At 67.8% G+C, this 22,086-nt stretch carries 24 protein-coding genes; 11 read left to right on the forward strand and 13 right to left on the reverse strand.

The window, feature by feature from the left end:
- Positions 1-2: 2 nt before the first annotated feature.
- Positions 3-1,037, reverse strand: a complete 1,035-nt coding sequence (locus tag CVV72_RS30335) for a LacI family DNA-binding transcriptional regulator (RefSeq protein ID WP_219147149.1) — start codon at positions 1,035-1,037, stop codon at positions 3-5.
- 115 nt (positions 1,038-1,152) lie between these two features.
- Here CVV72_RS30335 and CVV72_RS30340 point away from each other — a divergent pair, with 115 nt between their 5' ends.
- From CVV72_RS30340 to CVV72_RS30370, 7 genes are all read left to right on the forward strand, one after another.
- Entirely contained in the window at positions 1,153-2,169 is a 1,017-nt protein-coding gene (locus tag CVV72_RS30340; RefSeq protein WP_219147151.1) for a substrate-binding domain-containing protein, read from the forward strand.
- Positions 2,166-3,155, forward strand: coding sequence for an ABC transporter permease (locus CVV72_RS30345; RefSeq protein WP_219147153.1), 990 nt, complete (start codon positions 2,166-2,168; stop codon positions 3,153-3,155). Before CVV72_RS30340 ends, CVV72_RS30345 begins: the two co-directional genes overlap by 4 nt.
- Entirely contained in the window at positions 3,152-3,961 is an 810-nt protein-coding gene (locus CVV72_RS30350) for an ATP-binding cassette domain-containing protein (protein ID WP_034312401.1), read from the forward strand. The genes CVV72_RS30345 and CVV72_RS30350 overlap by 4 nt, the downstream gene beginning before the upstream one ends.
- A gap of 28 nt (positions 3,962-3,989) precedes the next feature.
- Positions 3,990-4,865, forward strand: a complete 876-nt coding sequence (locus CVV72_RS30355; protein WP_255632308.1) for a PfkB family carbohydrate kinase — start codon at positions 3,990-3,992, stop codon at positions 4,863-4,865.
- Positions 4,862-5,509 (forward strand): nucleoside/nucleotide kinase family protein, encoded by a 648-nt coding sequence (locus tag CVV72_RS30360; RefSeq protein WP_034312404.1) that lies wholly within the window; start codon positions 4,862-4,864, stop codon positions 5,507-5,509. The genes CVV72_RS30355 and CVV72_RS30360 overlap by 4 nt, the downstream gene beginning before the upstream one ends.
- Positions 5,506-6,252, forward strand: a complete 747-nt coding sequence (locus CVV72_RS30365) for an SDR family oxidoreductase (RefSeq protein WP_219147155.1) — start codon at positions 5,506-5,508, stop codon at positions 6,250-6,252. The genes CVV72_RS30360 and CVV72_RS30365 overlap by 4 nt, the downstream gene beginning before the upstream one ends.
- 184 nt (positions 6,253-6,436) lie before the next feature.
- Positions 6,437-6,850, forward strand: coding sequence for a VOC family protein (locus tag CVV72_RS30370; protein ID WP_125679557.1), 414 nt, complete (start codon positions 6,437-6,439; stop codon positions 6,848-6,850).
- Here CVV72_RS30370 and CVV72_RS30375 read toward each other — a convergent pair.
- The 3 genes from CVV72_RS30375 to CVV72_RS30385 form a co-directional block, all read right to left on the reverse strand.
- Positions 6,847-7,515 carry a DedA family protein gene (locus CVV72_RS30375; RefSeq protein ID WP_034312411.1) on the reverse strand — a complete coding sequence of 223 codons (669 nt, stop codon included), beginning with the start codon at positions 7,513-7,515 and terminating at the stop codon, positions 6,847-6,849. The genes CVV72_RS30370 and CVV72_RS30375 overlap by 4 nt on opposite strands.
- Positions 7,516-7,665: 150 nt before the next feature.
- Entirely contained in the window at positions 7,666-9,927 is a 2,262-nt protein-coding gene (locus CVV72_RS30380) for an MFS transporter (protein WP_219147157.1), read from the reverse strand.
- Positions 9,928-9,931: 4 nt separating this feature from the next.
- Positions 9,932-10,450 (reverse strand): MarR family winged helix-turn-helix transcriptional regulator, encoded by a 519-nt coding sequence (locus tag CVV72_RS30385; protein ID WP_219147159.1) that lies wholly within the window; start codon positions 10,448-10,450, stop codon positions 9,932-9,934.
- A 193-nt stretch (positions 10,451-10,643) separates the two neighbouring features.
- On the opposite strand from CVV72_RS30385, the gene CVV72_RS30390 reads away from it, so the two are divergent.
- Positions 10,644-11,069 (forward strand): PPOX class F420-dependent oxidoreductase, encoded by a 426-nt coding sequence (locus tag CVV72_RS30390; RefSeq protein WP_034312416.1) that lies wholly within the window; start codon positions 10,644-10,646, stop codon positions 11,067-11,069.
- A 57-nt stretch (positions 11,070-11,126) separates the two neighbouring features.
- Here CVV72_RS30390 and CVV72_RS30395 read toward each other — a convergent pair whose 3' ends face one another.
- Positions 11,127-11,657, reverse strand: coding sequence for a TetR/AcrR family transcriptional regulator (locus tag CVV72_RS30395; RefSeq protein ID WP_219147161.1), 531 nt, complete (start codon positions 11,655-11,657; stop codon positions 11,127-11,129).
- An 88-nt stretch (positions 11,658-11,745) separates the two neighbouring features.
- Here CVV72_RS30395 and CVV72_RS30400 point away from each other — a divergent pair, with 88 nt between their 5' ends.
- Both CVV72_RS30400 and CVV72_RS30405 read left to right on the forward strand, forming a co-directional pair.
- Positions 11,746-13,230, forward strand: a complete 1,485-nt coding sequence (locus tag CVV72_RS30400; RefSeq protein ID WP_219147163.1) for an MFS transporter — start codon at positions 11,746-11,748, stop codon at positions 13,228-13,230.
- A 19-nt stretch (positions 13,231-13,249) separates the two neighbouring features.
- Positions 13,250-14,638, forward strand: a complete 1,389-nt coding sequence (locus CVV72_RS30405) for an FAD-binding oxidoreductase (RefSeq protein WP_219147166.1) — start codon at positions 13,250-13,252, stop codon at positions 14,636-14,638.
- 75 nt (positions 14,639-14,713) lie between these two features.
- Here the strand turns inward: CVV72_RS30405 and CVV72_RS30410 are convergent, their stop codons facing one another.
- From CVV72_RS30410 to CVV72_RS30425, 4 genes are all read right to left on the reverse strand, one after another.
- On the reverse strand, positions 14,714-15,436 hold the full coding sequence (locus CVV72_RS30410) for a DedA family protein (protein ID WP_219147168.1): 723 nt from the start codon (positions 15,434-15,436) through the stop codon (positions 14,714-14,716).
- Positions 15,437-15,490: 54 nt separating this feature from the next.
- The gene (locus CVV72_RS30415; protein ID WP_219147170.1) at positions 15,491-15,871 is read right to left on the reverse strand and encodes a hypothetical protein; all 381 of its coding nucleotides are present in this window, start codon (positions 15,869-15,871) and stop codon (positions 15,491-15,493) included.
- An 18-nt stretch (positions 15,872-15,889) separates the two neighbouring features.
- Complete coding sequence (gene nagA / locus CVV72_RS30420; RefSeq protein ID WP_219154224.1) at positions 15,890-17,092, reverse strand: N-acetylglucosamine-6-phosphate deacetylase; 1,203 nt, start codon at positions 17,090-17,092, stop codon at positions 15,890-15,892.
- 91 nt (positions 17,093-17,183) lie between these two features.
- On the reverse strand, positions 17,184-17,759 hold the full coding sequence (locus tag CVV72_RS30425; RefSeq protein WP_007032484.1) for a SigE family RNA polymerase sigma factor: 576 nt from the start codon (positions 17,757-17,759) through the stop codon (positions 17,184-17,186).
- Positions 17,760-17,898: 139 nt separating this feature from the next.
- Here CVV72_RS30425 and CVV72_RS30430 point away from each other — a divergent pair, with 139 nt between their 5' ends.
- On the forward strand, positions 17,899-18,183 hold the full coding sequence (locus tag CVV72_RS30430; protein WP_219147172.1) for a YciI family protein: 285 nt from the start codon (positions 17,899-17,901) through the stop codon (positions 18,181-18,183).
- A 4-nt stretch (positions 18,184-18,187) separates the two neighbouring features.
- On the opposite strand, the gene CVV72_RS30435 is transcribed toward CVV72_RS30430, so the two are convergent.
- The 4 genes from CVV72_RS30435 to CVV72_RS30450 form a co-directional block, all read right to left on the reverse strand.
- On the reverse strand, positions 18,188-19,201 hold the full coding sequence (locus CVV72_RS30435; RefSeq protein ID WP_219147174.1) for a PDR/VanB family oxidoreductase: 1,014 nt from the start codon (positions 19,199-19,201) through the stop codon (positions 18,188-18,190).
- A complete protein-coding gene (locus CVV72_RS30440) occupies positions 19,198-20,064 on the reverse strand; it encodes a metal-dependent hydrolase (RefSeq protein WP_125686002.1) in 867 nt (288 codons plus the stop codon). Before CVV72_RS30440 ends, CVV72_RS30435 begins: the two co-directional genes overlap by 4 nt.
- Positions 20,061-21,530, reverse strand: coding sequence for an NAD(P)/FAD-dependent oxidoreductase (locus CVV72_RS30445; RefSeq protein ID WP_219147176.1), 1,470 nt, complete (start codon positions 21,528-21,530; stop codon positions 20,061-20,063). The genes CVV72_RS30440 and CVV72_RS30445 overlap by 4 nt, the downstream gene beginning before the upstream one ends.
- 81 nt (positions 21,531-21,611) lie before the next feature.
- Entirely contained in the window at positions 21,612-22,085 is a 474-nt protein-coding gene (locus CVV72_RS30450) for a pyridoxamine 5'-phosphate oxidase family protein (protein ID WP_219147178.1), read from the reverse strand.
- Position 22,086: the final 1 nt, after the last annotated feature.

Genomic DNA, 22,086 nt, shown 5'->3' on the forward strand with positions numbered 1-22,086 from the left:
CATCAATGTGAGTGAACGAGAGCGCATCCGCAGGACGCGCGATGGCGGAGCGTAGGCGGAATCCGCATCGTCTGGGCCTTGCGTGCCGGATCGTTGATCCTGGCCAGCAGCAGGCGTACCGCCTGTGTGCCTATCTCCTCGATCGGCTGCGCCATCGTGGTCAGCGGCGGATCGACCAGATCGGCCCATTCGACGTCGTCGTAGACCACCACCGGGAGGTCGACGCCTGCCCGCAGCCCGCGGCGCCGCAACTCGTGCAGCACCCCGACCATCATGGTGTCGTTGGCGACCACCAGCGCCGTCGGCGGCTCCGGCAGCGCGAGCAGCGTGCTCAGCGCCAGGGCCCCGCCCGCCTGTGAGGACTGCCCGCACGCGACCAGGTCCTCCGACCAGGTCAAACCCGAGCGGCCGAGCCCCAGCCGATAGCCGAGGATCCGCTCTTCGCTGGTGCTCAGCCCGGCGGTGCCGCTGATCATGCCGATCCGCTGATGTCCGAGCGAGGCCAGATGCGCGGTCAGCGCGGACGTCGATTGGATGTTCTCGGCGCCGACCTGATCGACGTCGGTGCGGGTGGACAGCCGGTCGATGAGCACGGTCGGGACGTCGAGCGAGACGAGCTCGCCGATCACCGAACCGTCGCCCGGCGACGGCGTGATCAGCAGCCCGTCGACCCGGCGTGAACGCAGGGTCCGCACGGTCTCACGCTCGGTGTCGACGGTGTCGTGGGTGTCCGCGAGCAAGACCGTGTACCCGGCCAGCGCGGCTTCGCGTTCGATCGCCTGGATCAGGACGGCGAAGTACGGGTTCGCGATGAGGGAGATCGCGACGCCGATCGACCTCGTCCCGCCGGTCACCAGCGAGCGGGCGATGGCGTCGCCGGTGTAGCCGGTCTGCTCGATCGCGCGGAGGACCGCCAGTTTGGTCTCCTCGGCCACCGCCCGCGTCCCGTTGACCACGTGTGACACGGTGGTGATCGAGACTCCCGCGAGCTCGGCGATGTCGCGTTGGGTGGGGCGGGACGAGCGAGACGGCGGCATCAACGTTCCTCGGTGAAGTCAGCTGGCAAGCGTTTGCGCAAACGCTTGCGACTGAGCATAACCCTGTCTACCTTCCGGTCCATCACGGACAGCCTTGAATCGGAGGGCATCCCCCATGAGACAGCGCAGTCTCGCCGCGCTCGCCATGGCCGCCGCACTCGCGGTGACCTCGGCCGGGTGCACCGTCGAACGCCACTGGGGTGGCGGTTCGAACGCGGGCGGCGGCGGCAAGGCCAAGGTCGGCCTGGTCACCAAGACCGACACCAACCCCTACTTCGTGGAACTGAGAGCGGCCGCCAAGGCCGCCGCCGAGGCGAACGGCGCGGAGTTCAGCGCGCTCGCCGGCCAGTTCGACGGCGACAACGACGGCCAGGTCAGGGCCATCGAGAACCTCATGCAGCAGGGTGCGAACACCATCCTGATCACGCCGAGTTCCTCGACCGGCGTCCTCGATGCCATCGATCGCGCCCGCAAGGCCGGGGTGCTGGTCATCGCCCTCGACACGGCGACCGAACCGGACACCGCCGTCGACGCCACCTTCGCCACGGACAACTTCGAGGCCGGACGTCGGCAAGGCGCGTACGTCAAGGCCGCACTGGCAGGCAAGCCGCCGAAGCTGTTCATGGTGGACGGCACCGCCGGGTCCACAGTGGACACCCAGCGGCATACCGGGTTCCTCAAGGGCATCGGGCTGACCGACGCGTCGCCGGAGATCAAGGGCAAGACGCCCGCGAACGGCGACCAGAGCCTCGCGCAGCAGGGTGTCGAGAACCTGTTGCAGCGCACCACCGACATCAACGCCGTCTACACGATGAACGAGCCGATGGGTCGCGGCACCTACGCCGCGCTCCAGGCCCGGGGTCTCGTGAACCAGATCGTGATGGGCTCGATCGACGGCGGCTGTGAAGGCGTCAAGAACGTGCGCGACGGCCAGTACGCCGCCACGGTCATGCAGTTCCCCAAGAAGATGGCCGAGCAGGGCGTCCTCGCCGCCGTCGAATACGCCAAGACCGGCAAGAAGCCGGGCGGGTTCGTCGACACCGGATCCGCGGTGATCACCGACAAGCCGATCCCCGGCGTGGAAAGCCAGGACACCAAGTGGGGCCTCGAGAACTGCTGGGGGACGAAGTGACCACCGCAACCCTCAAGAACAACGAGCGTCCGTCGATCGGTGAGTTCTTCCTCCGCGCGCCCGCGGTCGGGCCCGCGCTGGCCCTGCTCGTCGCGATCGTGGTGTTCTCCCTCTCGACGGACACCTTCCTCGATCTCGACAACCTTTCCCTTGTGGTGCAACAGTCCCTGGTGGTCGGCACGCTCGCCCTCGGGCAGACGCTGATCATCCTGACCGCGGGGATCGACCTGGCGAATGCGGCCGCGATGGTGCTCGCGACGCTGATCATGGCGAAGCTCGTGGTCGGCGGTGTCTCCGGGATCTGGGCTCTGCTGCTGGGAATCGTGGCGACGGTGGTGATCGGGATGGTCACCGGTTCGCTGGTCACCCGGATCAAACTGCCGCCGTTCATCGTCACGCTCGGCCTGCTGACCGTGCTCACCGCGGCCGCGAAACTGTTCGCGAGCGGCCAGGCCGTCCCGGTCGCCGACGAACTGCTCAAATGGCTCGGCACCCGCCGGTACCTCTTCGGCGGCATCCCGATCACCTACGGCATGACGCTGGCCTTGCTGATGTACCTGGGACTTTGGTACGCGCTCACGCGAACTCCGTGGGGCAAGCACGTCTACGCGGTCGGCAACGCGCCGGAATCCGCGCGGCTGTCCGGCATCAAGGTCAACCGCACGATCCTTTCGGTGTACATCGTCGCCGGGGTGATCGTCGGGATCGCCGCCTGGCAGGCGCTCGGCCGCGTGCCGAACGCCGATCCGAACGCCTTCCAGCTCGGCAACCTCGATTCGATCACCGCGGTGGTGCTCGGCGGCGCCAGCCTGTTCGGCGGCCGGGGTTCCGTACTCGGCACGATGATGGGCGCGCTGGTCGTCGCGGTCCTGCGGTCCGGGCTGACCCAGCTCGGGGTGGACGCGCTCTACCAGGACGTCGCCACCGGTGCCCTGCTCATCGGCGCTGTCTGCGTCGACCGTTTCGCGAGGAGGCGGCAGTCATGACGACACCCACGTTGTCCGCGCAGGGCCTGGTCAAACGCTATGGCCGGGTCACCGCCATCGACGGTGCCGACTTCGAACTGTTCCCCGGCGAGGTGCTCGCCGTCGTCGGCGACAACGGTGCCGGGAAGTCGAGCCTCATCAAAGCCCTTTCGGGCGCGGTGATCCCGGATTCCGGTGAGATCAAAGTGGACGGTGAGACCGTACACTTCAAGTCCCCTTTGGACGCTCGCCACTACGGGATCGAGACGGTGTACCAGGATCTCGCCGTCGCGCCCGCGCTCGACATCGCGTCCAACATGTTCCTTGGCCGCGAAAAGCGGCGTAAGGACCTCTTCGGGCAGCTGTTCAGGAAACTGGACACCGCGACCATGAGGGCCGACGCGCAGCGGATCCTCGACGAACTCGGCATCAACATCAAGTCCATCACGCAACCGGTGGAAACGCTGTCCGGCGGGCAGCGTCAGGGTGTCGCGGTCGCGCGGGCGGCCGCGTTCGGCACCAAGGCGGTGATCATGGACGAGCCCACCGCCGCGCTCGGCGTCGCCGAATCCGGCAAGGTGCTCGACCTGATCAACCGTATCCGCGAACGCGGCCTCCCGGTGGTGCTGATCAGCCACAACATGCCGCACGTGTTCGACATCGCCGACCGCATCCACGTGCACCGCCTCGGCAAGCGGGTCGCGGTGGTCTCGCCGAAGACGCACACCATGAACCAGGTCGTCGGCCTGCTCACGGGTGCGTTGAAGATCGGTGAGAACGGCGAGGTCGAAGAGGTCGCTTCGGCCGTCCACACGGGGCTGAGCTGATGGCCTCTCAGCGGGAAAAAGTACTTCGATGCTAGTGCGGGTGCTGCTGGCGGGCCTGTGCACCGTCGACCAGGTTCAGCGCGTCACCGAGATCCCGGCGCCGGGCGAGAAGGTGCGTTCGCTGTCGATGGACGTCGCCGCCGGGGGGCCGGCGACGAACGCGGCGGTGACCGTGGCCGCGCTCGGCGCCGGGGCGACGCTCCTGACGGTCGCCGGTGCGCACCCGCTGGCGGCACTCGCCCGCGCGGACCTCGAAGCGCACGGCGTCGACCTGGCCGACCTCGATCCCGGACGGCCCGATCCGCCCGCGATCAGCGCCATCGTCGTCCGTGACTCCGATGGCGAGCGCACCGTCGTCTCGCGCAACGCCCACGCCTCCCCGCAATTCGTCACCTACTTGCGATCCTTGCGCGCGCGACTAGCGCAAGCAGGTGGCGAATTGCCCGGGTGTGTGCTGGTGGACGGGCACCATCCGGAGGTGGCGCTGGAGGTCGCGCGCTGGGCGAAGGAGCGCGCGATACCGGTGGTGCTCGACGCCGGGAGCTGGAAGCCGGTCTTCCCCGAACTCCTGCCGCTGGTCGACATCGCCGCGTGCTCGTCGCTGTACCGCGGGGACGACCCGCGCGAGTACGGCGTCCGCGTGGTGATCACGACCGCCGGGCCCGACCCCGTGCGCTGGTCGACTGCGGACGGATCCGGTGCCGTCCCCGTCCCTGTCACCCGGGCGCGTGACACGCTGGGCGCGGGCGACGTCTGGCACGGCGCTTTCGCGTACGCGGTCGCCAGGGGCGAAGGGGACGTCCCCGGCTGGATCGCGTTCGCCAACGAGGTGGCCGCCGAACGGGTGCGGCATGAAGGACCGAGGTCGTGGACGGCCGCGGTCGCGAAGATGGGAGAAGGATGACTGCCATGCCTCCGGTGTTCGAGGACCTGTTGAACAGGGCACAGGCGCTGGCGAAGCCGGGACAGCGCAGCGTGCTCGGGATCGTCGGCGCCCCCGCGTCCGGCAAGACGACACTGGCCTGGGGCCTGGCGAAGGCGCTGGGCACGAGGGCCGCGGTGGTCGGGATGGACGGCTTCCACCTGGCGCAGGTGGAACTCCAGCGGCTCGGACGGGTGGAGCGCAAGGGCGCGCCGGACACCTTCGACGCGGCCGGGTACGTGCACCTGCTGCGCAGGCTGGCCGAAGGCCGCGAGACCGTCTACGCGCCCGAATTCCGCCGGGAGATCGAGGAGCCGATCGCCGGCGCCGTCGCGGTCACGCCGGACGTCCCGCTGGTCATCACCGAGGGGAACTACCTGCTCATGCAGGACGACCCGTGGAGCGGCGTGAAGCCGATCCTCGCCGAGTCGTGGTTCCTCGCGCCGGACGAGCCCGAGCGCATCGAGCGGCTCGTCTCACGGCACCGCCGCTACGGTCGTTCGCTGGTCGACGCGCGCCGTCGCGCGCTCGGTTCCGACCAGCGCAACGCCGATCTGATCGCGTCCACCAGCGGCCGGGCCGACCTGGTCCTGGAGAACCTCCCGCTGGTCAACTTCGCCATATGAGTGGTGTTCTCGTCGTCACCGGCGGTAGCAAGGGCATCGGCGCGGCGGTCTGCGAACTGGCCGCCGCGCGCGGTTACGACGTCGTCGTCAACTACGCGGGTGACGCCGAAGCGGCCGAAGACGTCGCCTCGCGCGTCCGGAAGCACGGGGTCCGGGCGATCACCCAGCGCGGCGATGTCGCGTCCGAAGACGACGTGGTGGCCCTGTTCGACGCCGCCGTCGAGCTCGGCCCGCTCGCCGGGCTGGTCGCGAACGCGGCGATCACCGGCAACACCCCGGGCCGCTTCGACGAATACGACGTCGACGTGGTCCGTCGTGTCGTCGATGTCAACATCACGGGTGTCTTCCTGTGCGTCCGCGAGGGCATCCGCCGGATGTCCACCCGGTACGGCGGTGACGGCGGCGCGATCGTGACGCTGTCCTCCACCGCCGCGCGAACCGGTTCGCCCGGCGAATGGGTCCACTACGCGGGCACCAAGGCCGCAGTCGAAACGATGACCTACGGCGTGGCGCAAGAAGTCGCGAAAGAATCCGTCCGGGTCAACGCCGTCGCGCCGGGCATGATCCACACCGGACTGCACGCGGCGGCGGGAATGCCCGATCGCATGGAGCGGATCGCGCCGACCATTCCGCTGGGGCGGGCCGGCGAACCCGGCGAAGTCGCGGAAGCCGTGCTGTGGCTGCTTTCCCCGGCCGCGTCGTACACCACCGGGACGGTGCTGACCGTCGGCGGAGGCCGTTGACACCCGGGGCCACGGAGCGGTCACGGGGCGATATCGGCTCCGCGTGCGGTTCAGCCACTTTTTAACACTGTTTCCCGGCGGATATCACGATTCATGTGGGAAGTCGGCGGATCACCTCGTGGCCAGAGGCGCCTGTGTCACCCTGGTTGCGCCCCCAAGCTCTTGATCAGGACGGTCATCCCCGATGTCCAAGCTCATGTCTGTGCACCACCTGGCACTCACCGTGACCGATGTGGACCGGAGCGTGCCCTGGTACGCCCGAGTGCTCGAACTCGAAGAGTTCACGCGTCGCGAGGACCCCGAAACGGGTCTGCGGAAGGTCGTGCTCAGGTCGCCCAGCGAGGGTTTCGCGGTCGTACTCGTCGAGCACCAGGACACCGAGCGGCCGCGGTTCGACGAACGGCGCACAGGTCTGGACCACGTGGCGTTCAAGGTCTCTTCGCGCTCGGAGCTGGCCGAATGGGAAGCGCGGCTGTCGGAATACGGCGTTTTCTACACGCCGTCGAAGGGTTCTCGGACCTTGGAAGGCTCGTCGGTCATCGTGTTCCGCGACCCCGACGGCATCCAGCTGGAGATCTGGGCGGATCCCGAGGTTTAGGCCGTGCTCTCTTCGGTCTCTTCGGCGGGCCGCCGCATCTCCTGGCGATAGCGGATCACGCCGTAGGCCGTGCCCACCACGAAGAACGCGACGCTCACCCAGAGCGCGACCGTCTTCACCCACGGAAGCTGGTCCAGCAGGCCGGCGCCGTAGTAGCCGAGCAGCACCAGCGTCGGCACCCAGAGCAACCCGCCGAGCGCGGTCGCGAGCGCGAACCGGCGCGGATCCATCCGCGCGGTCCCCGCGATGAGCGGCGCCAGCGTGCGGATCCACGGGATCCAGCGTGCGGCGACGATGGCGAAGAAACCCTTGCGATCCAGGAAGGCCCTGGCGCGGTCCAGGTTGTGCCGGTTCAGCACCTTGCCGCCGCGGCGCGCGATCAGTTTCGTGCCCGTCGACCGGCCGATGTAATACCCCACCTGGTTGCCGAGGATCGCGACCAGCAGTGCCGCGGCCGACAGCAGCCACGCGTTCAGGTCGGAGCCGTGCTGCGCGAGGACGACCCCGGCGGCGAACAGCAGGGAGTCGCCGGGCAGGAAGAGTCCGATGATCAGCGCGCACTCCACGAAGATGAAGCTCAGCACGATCACCCAGACGAGCACCGGCCCGGCGGTGTCGAGCCAGCTCACGCCGATGCCCGCGGCCTCGGTGTACACCTCAGTCACGACGCGAGCCTACGTGTACTTCGCCAACCGCACTTCACCGATCGGTGGAATCGGGGTGTCCGAAAGGTCCGGTCATGCGCCCCACCCACGCTATGAACGGGCCGTTCCTTGCGAATTTCGCAAGGAACGGCCCGTTCATAGCGCTTGTGACTAGTGCTCGACAAGCTCGTCGAGCGCCTGGTCGTAGCTCAGCCGGACGTCATGTTCGGCCTGGTCACCGCCCAGCAGCTCCACCCGGCTGGTCGCCGGCGGGTAACCGCTGGCGATCACCGTGTAGGTCCCGGCCGGCAGGTCGCTGACCGTGTAGTTGCCCTCCGCGTCGGTCCTCGCCACGGCGGCGACACCGCCCGAGGAGTCGAGCACGGTGATCCGCGCGTCCGGCACCACCCGGTCGCCGTCGGTGCGGGCGACCCCGCTCAGCAGGATCGTGCTGACCAGTTCGAAGTCGTGGCGCAGCACCCCGGCGCCGGTGGCGGTCAGTGTCGCCGCGACCGGCCGGAACCAGCGGCCGCTGGCGACGAGCGTGTACCGCCCGCCCACGATCCCGGCGAACGAGTAGACGCCGTTCTCGTTCGTGTGCGTCCTGGCCACCTGATTGCCGTTGTGGTCGATCAGGGTCAGCGCCGCGCCCGCGACGTTCGTGGCGTCGTCCCGGCGGACGTGCCCGCTGATCTGCGCGGATCCCGCCCGGTAGGCCCCGTTGCCGTTGGTCATGGCGTGCTTGCCCACCTCGACGGGCGCGGTCACGACCGTCTTCTCGGAGGCCGTTTCGACAGGTGCGTCGTCCTCTTCGACGAGTGCTTCGCCGCCTTCGAGGGCCGAAGCCGCCGAAGGAGCGGAGCCGCCGAGAAGCGGGATCTCCTTCATGAACATCAGGACCAGCGTCGCCAGCAGCGCGACCGCGCCCGCCACGTAGAACACCGTGGTGATCGACTCGGTGAAGCCGATCAGCACCGGGGTCTTGATGGCCTCGGGCAGGTTCGCGATACCGCTCGTGTTCGTGGTGAGGTCGCCCAGCGCCGCGGCGCCTTCCCCGGTCGGCGCGTTGCCGCCGAACGCCTTGGTGATGTTGCCCGGCAGGACGTTGAACAGGATGGTCAGGAACACCGCGACACCCGCGGTGCCACCGATCTGCCGGAAGAACGTCGCCGAAGCGGTCGAGACGCCCATGTCGCTGCGCGGACCGGCGTTCTGCACCGCAATGATCAGCGTCTGCATGCAGGAACCGAGGCCGAGCCCGATGATCGCGGCCGCGACCAGCGGGTGCCACAGCGCGCTGTTGTACTCGACCTGCGCGAAGAAGAACGCGCCGCCCGCGATCAGCAGCGTGCCGATCACCGGGAACACCTTGTAGCGTCCGGTTTTGCTGGTGATCTGGCCCGAGATGATCGAGGCGCTCATGATGCCCGCCATCAGCGGGATCATCAGCAGCCCCGACTCGGTCGGCGAGAACTCCTGAACCACCTGCATGTACTGCGGGATCATCATGATCGCGCCGAACATCGCGACACCGACGATGATGCCGCCGATGATGGCGACCGTGAAGGTCGAGTTCTTGAACAGCCGCAGCGGGATCAGCGCCGCGTCCTTCATCAGCTTCTCGATGAAGATGAAGGCGACCACGCCGATGGCGCCGATGACGTAGCAGATGATCGCGTTCTGCGAGCCCCAGTCCCACTTGTTGCCCTGCTCGGCGACGATCAGGAACGGGACGACGGCGACGATGAGCGCCAGCCCGCCCCACCAGTCGATCTTGTGGTCGTGGCGCTGGTGCGGCACGTTGAGCACGCGGGCGACGACGAACAGCGCGACGATCGCGATCGGCACGTTGATCAGGAAGACCCAGCGCCAGCCGTCGATCTGGTAGCCGAAGACGGTGCCGAGCGTGTCGAAGTCGGCGAAGAATCCGCCGAGCACCGGGCCGAGCACGGTGGAGATACCGAACACGGCGAGGAAATACCCCTGGTAGCGGGCACGTTCCCGCGGCGGCACGATATCGCCCATGATCGTCATCGCCAGCGACATCAGACCGCCGGCGCCGAGGCCCTGGATCGCGCGGAACGCGGCCAGTTCGTACATCGACGTCGCGAACGCCGAGGCGACGGAGCCGATCAGGAAGATCGAGATCGCGGCGATGTAGAACGGCTTGCGCCCGTAGATGTCGGACAGCTTGCCGTAGATCGGCGTGACGATCGTCGAGGTGATCAGGTAGGCCGTGGTGATCCAGGCCTGCAGGTCGAACCCGTTGAGGTCGTTCGCGATCCGGACGATCGAGGTGCCCACGATCGTCTGGTCGAGCGCCGCCAGGAACATGCCCGACATCAGGCCGATCAGGATCGTGACGATCTGACGGTGACTGAGCCGGGGACCGTCTTCGTGGACGGCTGGCGGACTTTCTACTGCGGAACTCATTGCTTCAGGCCCCCTTGGCCTTCGACGCCGACGCGGGGTCGGCGAACTGTGGAGATGTCTTCTCGATGTCGTCGTTCAACCGGTGGAACAGCGAGTTGAGGGTCTTCCGGTCGTCGTCGGACCAGTCACCGAGTACCTCGGCGAGCCACTGGTTCCGCTGCTTCCGGTTCTCCTCGAACACCCGGAGTCCTTCGGCGGTCGGTGCGAGCAGGCAGGCGCGGCCGTCTTCGGGATCGGCCAGGCGCTCGACCAGCCCGTGCTGGACGAGAGAGCTCGACTGCCTGCTGATGGTCGAGATCTCGGAGTGCAGGAACTCGGCGAGTTTGCTGGTCCGCTGGGGGCCGACGTGGATGAGGCAGAAGAGGATCGCGTACGCGGCCCGCTCGATACCGTCCGGTCCCTGCTTGGACACCTGGGACTTCGCCCGGTTGACCAGGCGCACGAGCCGCACGAGCTCGTGCCCGAGGGTGTCGGCCAGATCGAGGTCGGCCTTCGACCTGGTGCCGGGGGTCGTGGGTGTCATGGTGGTCTCTCTCGCCGGTTGCTTGGTCACTGCAACTAGTTGCCTAGAGCAAGGATGTTCCTCCCAGGGCTCGCATCGCAAGGAGAAAGTGATGTTGTGTGTCGGATGACACTTTAGTTGCCGCATGCAAGCACATTTATTCGTGCATGTTTGTCCGGTTCGCCCTGAGCTGCACTTTTGCTTTGATGGAGGCATGACCGACTCCGCGCTCTACGCGATCCTCGCCGCCCGAAACTTCGGCACCCTCGCCACCGTCAAGCGGGACGGCAGGCCGCAGCTGTCGACCGTCAACTACCTCTACGACGCGGACGCCGGCGCCATCCTGATCTCGATCACCGCGCCGCGCGCCAAGACCAAGAACCTCCAGCGCGACCCGCGGGCGACGTTCCACGTGTCGACCGAGAGCGGCGACGGCTACGTCGTCGTCGAAGGCCCGGCAGTGCTCACGCCGACCGCCGCTTCGCGCGACGACGCGACCGTCGACGCGCTGGTGGACCACTACCGGCGGGCCCGGGGCGAACATCCGGACTGGGACGAGTTCCGTGACGCCATGGTCGCCGACCAGCGCGTCCTGCTCACCATCCCGATCGAGCGCGTCTACGGCCTCTCCCGCAATTAGTCACCTGCTTACGGTGGGACTGCGCGCGCGAGGGGGGCGTTCATCGCAAGTAGGTGACTAATTGCGCTGGAGGCGGGCCTTGATCTCGTCGATCCGGTCGAGCAGGGGGCTCGCGTCGTCCCGGCCGAGCGCCGCCCGCAGGTAGAGGCCGTCACCCACCAGGATGATCAGTTCGGCGGTCAGCGGGTCGTCGACGTGCTCGCTGATCAGGTCGTGGATCTTCTGGTTGTAGACCTGGACGACCTCGGCGACCCGCGGTTCGTTGAGCATGATCCGGATCGTCGCCATGGTCGTGCGGTGCAGCGGTTTGCGCTGGGTCACGTCGGTGATGGCGGTGCGCAGGTACCAGGAAACGACGCCTTCCGGTGCCTTCTGTGCCTGTTCGAGGTCTTCGTCCGACAAGGTGGCGAGACGTTCCATCAGGCCCTCTACCAGGGCTTCCTTGGAGCCGAAGTGGTAGAGCAGGCCGCCCTTCGAGACCCCGGCGTGCGCGGCGACGGCGTCGAGGGTGACCCCGCCGGGGCCTTGCTCGATGAGGATCTCCTCGTAGGAGTCGAGGATGCGTTCCTTCGCGGTGGGCTTCGCCATATCGGTTGACTATACCGTCTGGACGGTTTACCTTCGACGGAGGCGGTAACTGTACCGTCCAGACGGTTTAGCTAAAGGAGAGTGCGCCATGGCGAGGCGCAAGCAGTGGTGGGCGCTGGCGGTACTGGTACTTCCGGTGCTGCTGATCAGCGTGGACATGACGGTGCTCGGGTTCGCGCTGCCATTCCTGTCCGAGGATCTGGCACCCACCGGTGCGGAGCAGTTGTGGATCGTCGACATCTACTCGTTCATGCTGGCCGGTCTGCTGGTCCTGATGGGCACGCTCGGTGACCGCATCGGCCGTCGCAAGCTGCTGCTCATGGGCGCCGCGGCGTTCGGTGCCGCGTCGGTGCTCGCGGCCTTCTCGACCAGCGCGTTCATGCTGATCATCGCCAGGGCGCTGCTCGGCGTGGGTGGCGCGACGCTGATGCCGTCGACCCTCTCGCTGATCCGCAGCATCTTCGTCGACCCGAAACAGCGCCGGATCGCGATCGCCGTGTGGAGTGCCGGGTTCTCCGGCGGTATGGCGGTCGGGCCGGTGCTCGGCGGCTGGCTGCTGGAGCACTTCTGGTGGGGTTCGGTCTTCCTCATCAACGTCCCGGTGATGGTCGTGCTGCTGATCGTCGGCCCGTTCCTGCTGCCGGAGGCGCGTGACCCGAAGCCGGGCCGCTTCGACCCGCTGTCGGCGCTGCTGTCCCTGGCCGCGATGCTGCCGGTGGTCTACGGCATCAAGCTGGTCGCCGAACACGGCTTCACCTGGAAGGCCGCGGTCAGCGTCGTGCTCGGGCTCGCGCTCGGTGTCGTGTTCGTCCGCAGGCAGAACAGTCTCGACGAGCCGATGCTCGACCTGACGCTGTTCTCGAACCGGGCCTTCAGCGGCTCCGTCGTGACGAACATGCTCGGCGTGTTCGCCATGGTCGGCCTGCTGTTCCTGGTGCCGCAGTACCTGCAGCTGGTGCTCGGGCTGACCCCCGTCGTCGCCGCGCTGTGGATGCTCCCGGCGACGGTCGCCGGTATCGCCGGCGCGCTCCTCGCGGCCTGGCTCGCAAAGCGGATCCGGGTTTCGCTGCTGGTCTCCGGTGGTCTCCTGGTCGCGGCGGTCGGCTTCCTGGCGCTGACCCAGGTGTCGTCCGGCGGTGGGCTCGCGTACGTCGTGGTGTCGTTCACGCTGCTCGGCGGTGGTGTCGCCCTGTCGGAGACGTTGACGAACGACCTGATCATCTCGGCCGCTCCGGCCGAACGCGCCGGAGCCGCTTCGGCGATCTCCGAGACCGGGTTCGAGCTGGGCGGTGCGCTCGGCACGGCCATCCTCGGCAGTGTCGCGACCGCGGTCTACCGGTCCGGTCTGCCGGAAGGGACGGCCGAATCCGCCCGGGACACGCTGGGCGGCGCGGTCGCGACGGCGCAGCAGCTCGACCCTGCCGCGGGACAGGCCCTTCTGGAATCGGCTCGCGAAGCCTTCACCCAGGGGGTGCACGTCACCGCATGGGCGGGTGTGGCCGTGCTCGTCTATACAGGTGTTCAGGCCTTCGTTCTGCTCGATCGGAAAAAAACTTCCGCAGTGCGGATCTAATCGAGCTTACGATGGGGGTATGAGCAACCATGCCCTGGTCACCCGGCTCCGCGAGCGTCTCGGCGACGCCGCGGTGCTCACCGACACCGACGTCACGGACGCCTACTCGCGCGACATGATGCCGCTGGCCGACAGCGGCAAACCCCTCGCGGTGGTGTTGCCGTCCGATGTGGAGGGTGTGCGGGCCGTGGTCAAGGCCTGTGCGGAGTTCGAGGTGCCGATCGTGCCCCGCGGCGCCGGCAGTGGTCTGTCCGGCGCCGCGAACGCGATCGACGGCTGTGTCGTGCTGGTGCTGACGAAGCTCGACAAGATCGTCGAGATCGACGAAGGCAACCGGCTCGCCGTCGTGCAGCCCGGCGTGGTGAACCTCGATTTCCGCAACGCGGTGGAGAAGCACGGCCTGTTCTACCCGCCGGACCCGTCCAGCTACGACTGGTGCACCATCGGCGGGAATCTCTCCACCAATGCCGGTGGGCTGTGCTGTGTGAAGTACGGCGTCACCACGGATTCCGTGCTGGGGCTGGAAGTCGTGCTGGCCGACGGCTCGGTGCTGAAGACCGGGCGCCGCACCGTGAAGGGCGTTGCGGGCTACGACCTCGCGCGGCTCTTCGTCGGCAGTGAGGGCACGCTCGGCGTGATCACCCAGGCGACCGTCGCGCTGAAACCGTTGCCGCAGCTGCCCGCCACGCTCGTCGCCGCTTTCAACAGCACGGAGGCCGCGGGCGAGGCCGTCGCGCGAGTCGTGCGTGAGGGACTGGTGCCGTCGCTCATGGAGATCATGGACGCGACCTCCATCAAAGCGGCCGAGACCTACCTCAAGACCGACCTCGGCACGAGCTCGGACTGCAAAGCCCTGCTGCTCGCGCAATCCGACTCCGGCGGCGAGGTCGCCCGCCGGGAACTCGCGGCGCTGGAACAGATCTGTGTCGACTGCGGTGCGGATCTGGCCTACGCCACCGAGGATCTCGAAGAGGGCAAGATGCTGCTGCAGGCACGGCGGGTCGTGCTCACCGCGCTGGAGATGTACGGCGTCTGGCTGACCGACGACGTCTGCGTGCCGCGCACGCGTATCGCCGAACTGATCGCCGGCTGCGAGCGGATCAGTGAAGAGGTCGGGCTGCGGATCGCCGTCGTCGGCCACGCCGGTGACGGCAACATGCATCCGACGATCGTCTACGCGCCCGACTCGGAGGAGGAGTTCGCCCGCGCGCGGACGGCCTTCGACGCGATCCTCGACGTCAGCCTGTCGCTGGGTGGAACGGTCACCGGCGAGCACGGCATCGGCCGGATCAAACGCGAGTGGCTCGCCAAGGAGATCGGCGAGGTCGGCATCCGCGTGCACCGGCAGATCAAGCAGGCACTGGACCCGGGGAACCTCTTCAACCCGGGCTCGATGTTCTCCCTTTGACGCAATTCGGCACCTGGTTGCGATCCTTGCCGACGCAAGAATCGCAACCAGGTGCCGAATTGCGAGGCGGAAGGGTCAGTCCCGCACGCGCGGGATCTGCTGCGTGATGTCCTCGGCGGTGTCGGCGACCAGGCCGGTCGCGGTGTTCGCGTGCTTCTTCTCGCGGCGGGCCTTGAGGTACTCGATCACGATCGGCACCACGGACACCAGCACGATCAGGATGAAGATCGCGTCCACGTTGTCGCGGATGAACGCGACGCCGCCGAGCAGGTGGCCAAGCGCGGTGATCCCGGCGGCCCACAGGATGCCGCCGATGACGGTGTAGACGAAGTACTTCTTCGGGTCCATCTTGCCGATGCCGGCGATCCAGGTGATGAACGTCCGGACGAACGGCACGAACCGCGCGAGCACGACCGCCTTCGGTCCGTGCTTCTCCAGGAAGGCGTGGGTCTGGTCCACGTACTTCTGGTTGAAGAACTTCGAATCCGGTTTGCGGAACAGCCAGGGCCCGACCTTCCAGCCGAGGCCGTATCCGACCGCGTTGCCGATCAGAGCGGCGATGGTGACCAGGACGCACACCAGCCACAACGGCGCCTCGATCGAACCGTTCGCGATGAACAGGCCCGCGGTGAACAGGAGCGAGTCACCGGGCAGCACCGGGAAGATGCTGCTTTCGATGAAGATGATCAGGCAGAGCACGGTGATGACCGGAACGGTCAGTCCGCTGAGCAGGTGCTGCGGGTCCAGCCACTCCGGCAGGAGGCCCATCGTCGTCACGTTGTTCTGCGCCAGGATCACACCAAAACGGTACAGGGTGACGCTGAGTGCCCTGACTCGGCGGGAGAGGGCGGCTCAGATCAGCGTGAGCAGCCCGATCACCGAGCCGGCGGCGAGCCCCAGCAGGACAGCCAGCAGCAACACCCAGTACGCGGGCAGAGGCGGGCTGCTCGGCGTAGGTGCCGGAGGCGGAGCCGGACGCTCCGCCAACCTGGCCGTTTCCGCGTCCTCCAATGCGACGCGCTCCCGTTCGAGCGAGTCGGCGCCGGCGCCCGAAAGCAGCCCATACTGAAGCGGCAGCTCGTGTTCCCCAGGGGATGCGGAGTTACTCTCGGTGTCCGTTTCGGCCGGTTTGTCCGCGGTCGACTCGGAAGCCCGCTCCGCCGAAGGCGCGAAGACGGCTTGAGCGCGCAAGGCGTCGGCCAGGAGCTTCTCCGGGTCCTTGGGCTCGCTCATCCGGGACTCCTTTCGCCGCTACCCGTCGCTGACCGACACACCGCCTTCGACCGCCCCGCTCAGCGGGGCCGTGGCGCTCAATGTAGCCGCAGCGTCGTCCTTGACCCACTCGCCCTGACGAAGCACCCTGACCGGCCGCAGGTCGCGGTCGAGCACGACGACGTCGGCCGCGAGCCCGGCGCGCAGCGAGCCGGTCCGGTCGGCGATGCCGAGCAGTTCGGCGGGGCGGCCGGAGGTCGCGCGGACGGCGTCGAGCAGGTCGATGCCCGCGCCGCGGACCATGTTGCGGAAGGCCGCGTCCATGGTCAGCGTGCTGCCCGCCAGCGAACCGTTGCCCGCCAGGGTGGCGACACCGTCACGGACGTCGACTTCGAGGCGGCCGAGGATGTAGCTGCCGTCGGCGGCGTCGGTGGCTGACATGGCGTCGGTGATGAGCACCGTCCGGCCCTTGCCCGCGTGGTGCGCGGCCAGCCGCAGCACGGTCGGGTGCACGTGGACGAGGTCGCAGATCAGCTCGACGGTGATGCGCTCGTCGTCGAGGAGGGCGCCGATCGGGCCGGGTTCGCGGTGGTGGAGAGGCCGCATGGCGTTGAAGAGGTGCGTCGCGACGGAGGCGCCCGCGTCGATGGCGGGGATGATCTGGTCCTCGACGCCGTCGGTGTGCCCGATGGCGGCGATGACGCCCGATTCGGCCAGTTGCCGGACCGCCTTGATCCCGCCGTGGAGTTCGGGGGCGAGGGTGACCATCCGGATGTCGCCGCGGCCGGCGCCGAGCAGCGCGTTGACCGTCGCCGTGTCCGGCTCGATCAGCGTCGCCGGGTCGTGCGCTCCGCACCGCGCCTTCGAGATGAAGGGTCCTTCAAGGTGAATTCCGGCAAGTTCACCCTCTTGGACCAGCTCACGCAGGGCCGCGATCTGGTCCCTGAGCACCGGGATGGGATCCGAGACCAGACTGCCGAGCATGGTCGTGGTCCCGTGCCGCCGATGCGCGCGGACCGCGCGGAGCAGCTCCTCAGGGTTCGAACTGGAAAACGATCCGCCCCCACCGCCGTGGCAGTGGGTGTCGACGAAGCCGGGCACGACCAGGCATCCGTCGACGTCGACGCGATCGATGTCCGGGGGTGCCCCGGAACCGACTTGGACGATCTTGCCGGCGGCGATAGCCAGCCAGCCGTCGTCGAGTACACGGTCCGGGGCGACGACCCGGCCGCCCACGATCACGAAATCTCCGGCGCCTCTCACGCCCCCCAGCATATATTGGTCTGGACCAAGCATGGCGGCACAACCCAGCGCTCGAGATTAAGGCCGGGTGTCAGTTCGGCGACTGCATCGCTTTCTGCAGTGCCTCCAGCGCCCGGCTGGCGGTTGACTTAACGGTACCTTTCGAAATCCCGGCGGCCTCGGAGATTTCGGCCTCACTCAGCCCACCGTAGTAACGGAGGACCAGAACCTCGCGCTGGCGAGGGGGCAGTTTGGACAAAGCGCTCACCACGGCCTGATGTTCACTCGACAGCATGGCGAGGCTTTCGGCCGAACGCGCGTTGACGGCGTGCGGTGCGACGTACTCGCGCGCGGTCTTGCGGCGGCGCAGCACGCTGCGTGATCCGTTGACCACGGCGGTGCGCAGGTATCCGACGGCCGCGGCGGCGTCGCGCAGGCGCCCCCAGTTGCGGTGCAGCCCGGTGAAGGCCTCCTGGACGACGTCCTCGGCGGTCGCGGGTTCGTCCACGAGCAGGATGGCCAGCCGGACGAGCCGCATCCGGTGCTGGCGATAGAGATCCTCAAGGGTCAGCGGTGCCGCAGGCGGCGGTGGCGTGACCGGTCCGTCCATGGTGCGCAGGTGGCCGAGGGTCGCCTCGACACTGCGTTCCGCATTGCCCTCGAGCATGTACCCCTACCTGTTCATTTACCCCTTTGAAGCACAACCTGTGCGTGGCGCTCGATCAGCGTATCGGGTGGGGCGGGAGTCCTGCCTGATCGGATCCTGAGAAGCTGGGGCGTCCGTTGGAGCGACCTTGGAGATGTCGATGGCCTGGTTCCTGGTGGAGATCACGTACGTGCAGGAGAAGCTGGCGGACGTGCGTCCCCGGCACCGGGAATTCCTTTCCCGCCTCGCCGACCAGGGCGTCGTCGCGCTCGGCGGCCCGCTGGGCGACGGCTCCGGCGGCATCTCGATGTACCAGGCGGCGGACGAGGCGGCGCTCCTGGAGATCATCGACCAGGATCCGTACCACCTCGAAGGTGTCGTCGCGGAGCGGACCGTGCGCGAGTTCAAGCCGGTGATCGGTTCCTGGATCCCGAAGGAAGCCTGAAGGTTCAGAGATCAAGGGTGACCGGCTCGCGTTCGACGCAGACCCGGACGCGGTCGCCGGTCACCGTCGGCAGTTCGCACGTCCCGCAGAACCCCTGGCGGCACGAATACGCGATACCGGGCACGGTTTCCCGCAGGACGTCGAGCGTCGTCCGGTCGGCGGGCACGTCCAAAACCCTGCCGCTGCGGGCCAGTTCGACGCGGAACGGCCGGCCGCCGACGATCGGCGGCGTCGAGAACCGTTCGAAGAACACCGGTCCCGATGCACGCAGTGCCGCGTCCGTGCGGACGCCGACGATCATCGGAACCGGGCCGCAGCAGTAGACCGGCGCGCCTTCCTGTGCCCCTTCGAGAAGTTCGGCGCCCGAAGCGGGAATCCCGTAGTCCGTGTCCGGACGAATCCAGACACGCTCCCCGAATTCGGACAATTCCGCCAGGAAGGGCATCGAGGCCTCGTCGCGCCCGGTGTAGACCAGCCGCCAGTCCGCGCCCGCCGCGGCGGCCTGTCGCACCATCGGCAGGATCGGCGTGATCCCGATTCCGCCCGCGATGAACAGGTACGCCGGGCTCGCGACGAACGGGAACGCGTTGCGCGGGCCGCGCCCCGTGACCCGGGCGCCCTTCTTCAACGCGTGCACGGCCGCCGATCCCTCGCCGATCAAGCGGACACCGACGCGGTAGGCGGAGTGGTCGTCCGGATCGCCGCACAGGGAGTACTGACGGGTCAGCCCGGGCCGTGGCGAAAGGTCGATGTGCGCGCCTGGCCGCCATCGCGGCAGGGGTTCGCCGTTTTCGTGCACCAGCCGCAGGGCGGCGACGCCGTCGGCTTCGGTACGGACCTCGTCGACGACCAGCGGGAGATCACGGTCGACGGTGGCCACCGGCGGACGACGGCGGCCGCTCACCCCGCTGAGCCTGCGGTACAGCGCGACGACACCGGTCAGCGACGCCATCGCGCGGTCGGTCCGCCCGCTGCCGTCGAGCCGCAGCGGTCTGGTCGGCGGCGACGGTGCCGTCATCGGGGTTCGTCGGCGGCCAAGGCGGCAGGCGAACTCGCGAGATACGCGACGGCCTGATCGGTGTTGCCGGTTTCCGTCGGGTGATAGGACTTCCGGAAGTACGGCCGGATCTCGCGCCGCAACTGCTTGCCCGACGGCAGAAGCCCGAGCTTCGCGACGCGCAGATAGGTCCGGAAACTCGTCTTTCCCGGCCGGGTCGGATCGTTCTTCATGAGGAACCTGGTGCCCCGCAGGAAGACCCACGCGAGCACCGGCGTCACCACGAGCATGCTGCGCACGCGGCGGGCGTAGCGGCCGTCGAGGTGCATGAACAGATCGAAGGCGACGGAGCGGTGCTCGACCTCTTCGGCACCGTGCCAGCGCAGAAGATCCAGCATCGTCGGGTCGGCGCCCGCCTTGTCGAGCGCTTCGGCGTCGAGGATCCACTGGCCGAGGAAAGCGGTGTAGTGCTCGATCGCGGCGATGACGGCGAGCCGTTCGATCAGCCATTCCTCGCGCCGCTTGGCGGAAAGCTCCCGGTCGCCGAGCAGGCGGCGGAACATCCACTCCATCTGCGCGATGTACGGCCGCACGTGGACGCCCGCCGCTTCGAGGTGTTCGGCGGCGCCGTCGTGCGCCTCGGCGTGCATGGCCTCCTGGCCGATGAAGCCGAGGACGTCCTCCTTGAGGCGTTCGTCGCGGATCAGCGGCACGGCCTGCTTGAACACCTCGACGAACCAGCGTTCGCCCTCCGGCAGCGCCAGATGCAGCACGTTGATCGTGTGCGTCGCCTGCGGTTCGCCCGGGATCCAGTGCATCGGCAACGACGCCCAGTCGAACTCGACGTCGCGCGCGTGCAGGACGATCTGCTCGTGGTCCGTCACGACGACCTCCCGCTGAGTTCGTAGTCGCTCGCGTCGACCTTGCGGGTGTCGAGCCAGTAGCGCCAGGTGAACCCGGGCCAGATCGTCCGGTTGACGCCCTTCGCGTCGAGATACCAGCTCTTGCAGCCGCCCTGGGTCCACACGCCCTTGACGAGTTTGTCCTGGATCTCGCGCTGGAACTTCTCCTGCACACCGGCGCGGACGTCCAGCGCGGCGGCGCCACGCGAATCGGCGAGCCTGATCGCGTCGACGACGTACCGCGCCTGCGATTCGATCATGAAGACCACCGAGTTGTGGCCCAGCGCGGTGTTCGGGCCGAGGAGGAAGAACAGGTTGGGGAAGCCGGAGACGGCGATGCCCTTGTGCGTCCGCATCCCCTCGGTCGCCCATTCCTTGGCGAGGTCGCGGCCGTCGATCCCGGTGATGTCCAGGTATTCCAAGGCATCCGTGACCTTGAAGCCGGTGCCGTAGATGATCGCGTCGACCTCGTGCTCGACGCCGTTCCCGTCGACGACGCCGTGCGCCGTGACCTCACGCACGCCTTCGGTGTTGACGTCCACATTGGACCGGTCGATCGCCGGGTAGTAGTCGTTGGAGATCAGCACCCGCTTGCAGCCCATGGTGTAGTCGGGGGTGACCTTCTTGCGCAGCTTCGGATCCTTGATGGCCTTGCCGATGTGGCGCTTCGCGATCACCTCGCCCGCCTTCATGATCGCGGGATGACCGTTGAAGCCGACGGCGCGCACTTCGAGGAACCAGTACAGCGCGTTGCGGTAAAGCCGTTGCACGCCGGGGATCCGGCGGAACGCGGTCTTGGCCCAGCCCGGCATGGCGTGGTCGGGTTTCGGCATGATCCACGGCGGCGTGCGCTGGAACAGTGTCAGCTCGTCGACCTCGGGGGCGATCTTCGGGACGAACTGGATCGCGCTGGCACCGGTGCCGACCACGGCGACCTTCTTGCCGCGAAGGTCGTATTCGTGGTTCCACTGCGCGGAATGCCAGGTCTGGCCCTTGAACTTCTCGATGCCGGGCAGCTCGGGCACCTGCGGGATGTGCAGGCCGCCGACGCCCGAGACCAGGAACTGCGCCTCGAACTCGCCCGACTTCGTGTGCACGTGCCAGCGGCGCTCGGTGTCGTCCCACGTCGCGCCGGTGAGCTCGACGCCGAAGCGGATCTTGCGCCGCAGCCGGTACTTGTCGGTGACGTCCTTGAGGTACTGGAAGATCTCGGGGGCGGGCGAGAACGACCGCGACCAGTCCGGGTTCTGCTCGTACGAGAACGAGTACATGTGGGACTGCACGTCGCAGGCGCAGCCGGGGTACGAGTTGTCGCGCCACGTACCGCCGACTTCGTCCGCCTTCTCCAGGATCACGTAGTCGGAGATCCCGGCTTTTTCGAGCTGGATGGCCTGGCCGAGCCCGGAGAACCCGGTGCCCACGATCACGACCTTGAATCGCTCGGTCATCTGGCAATCCTCCACTTCGAGGCGTTCGGGCCCAGATGACGTTACCTCAAGTAACAGTTACTTGCTAGTACTACCTACCCGTCAGTATGTGCCGCCGAGCTTCGTGTGGTCCCAGCTCACGATCTTGGTCGGCCGGAAGATCAGCCCGATCCGCTTCGGGGCCTGCTTGCCGATGAACCCCGAGAGCTCGTCGGGCACCGGGTCCCCTGGCTTCGCGCCCGCGTACCGCTGCATGAGGTTGATACCCATCTGGGTGACCACGGCGGTATCGGTGATGACCTCGACGTCGGCTTCGAGGGAGATCCCGCGGAGCTTGTCGTAGCTGTCACCGTCCTCGATGAGCACCGTGGCGCGCGGGTCGCGCTCCAGGTTCTTCGCCTTCTGGGACGAGCCATAGGTCCAGGTCGCGACGCCGGACTCGTGCGGGTAGTACCAGAGCGGCGCCAGATGCGGGCGGCCGTTCGGGCCGATCGTCGCGACGTTGATGACCTTCTGCTCGTCGAGGAAGGCGGCGAGTTCGTCGGGTGACATGCGGATCTGGTCGCGACGGGACATA

This window comes from Amycolatopsis sp. TNS106 (assembly GCF_019330265.1).
Lineage (GTDB): Bacteria > Actinomycetota > Actinomycetes > Mycobacteriales > Pseudonocardiaceae > Amycolatopsis > Amycolatopsis lurida.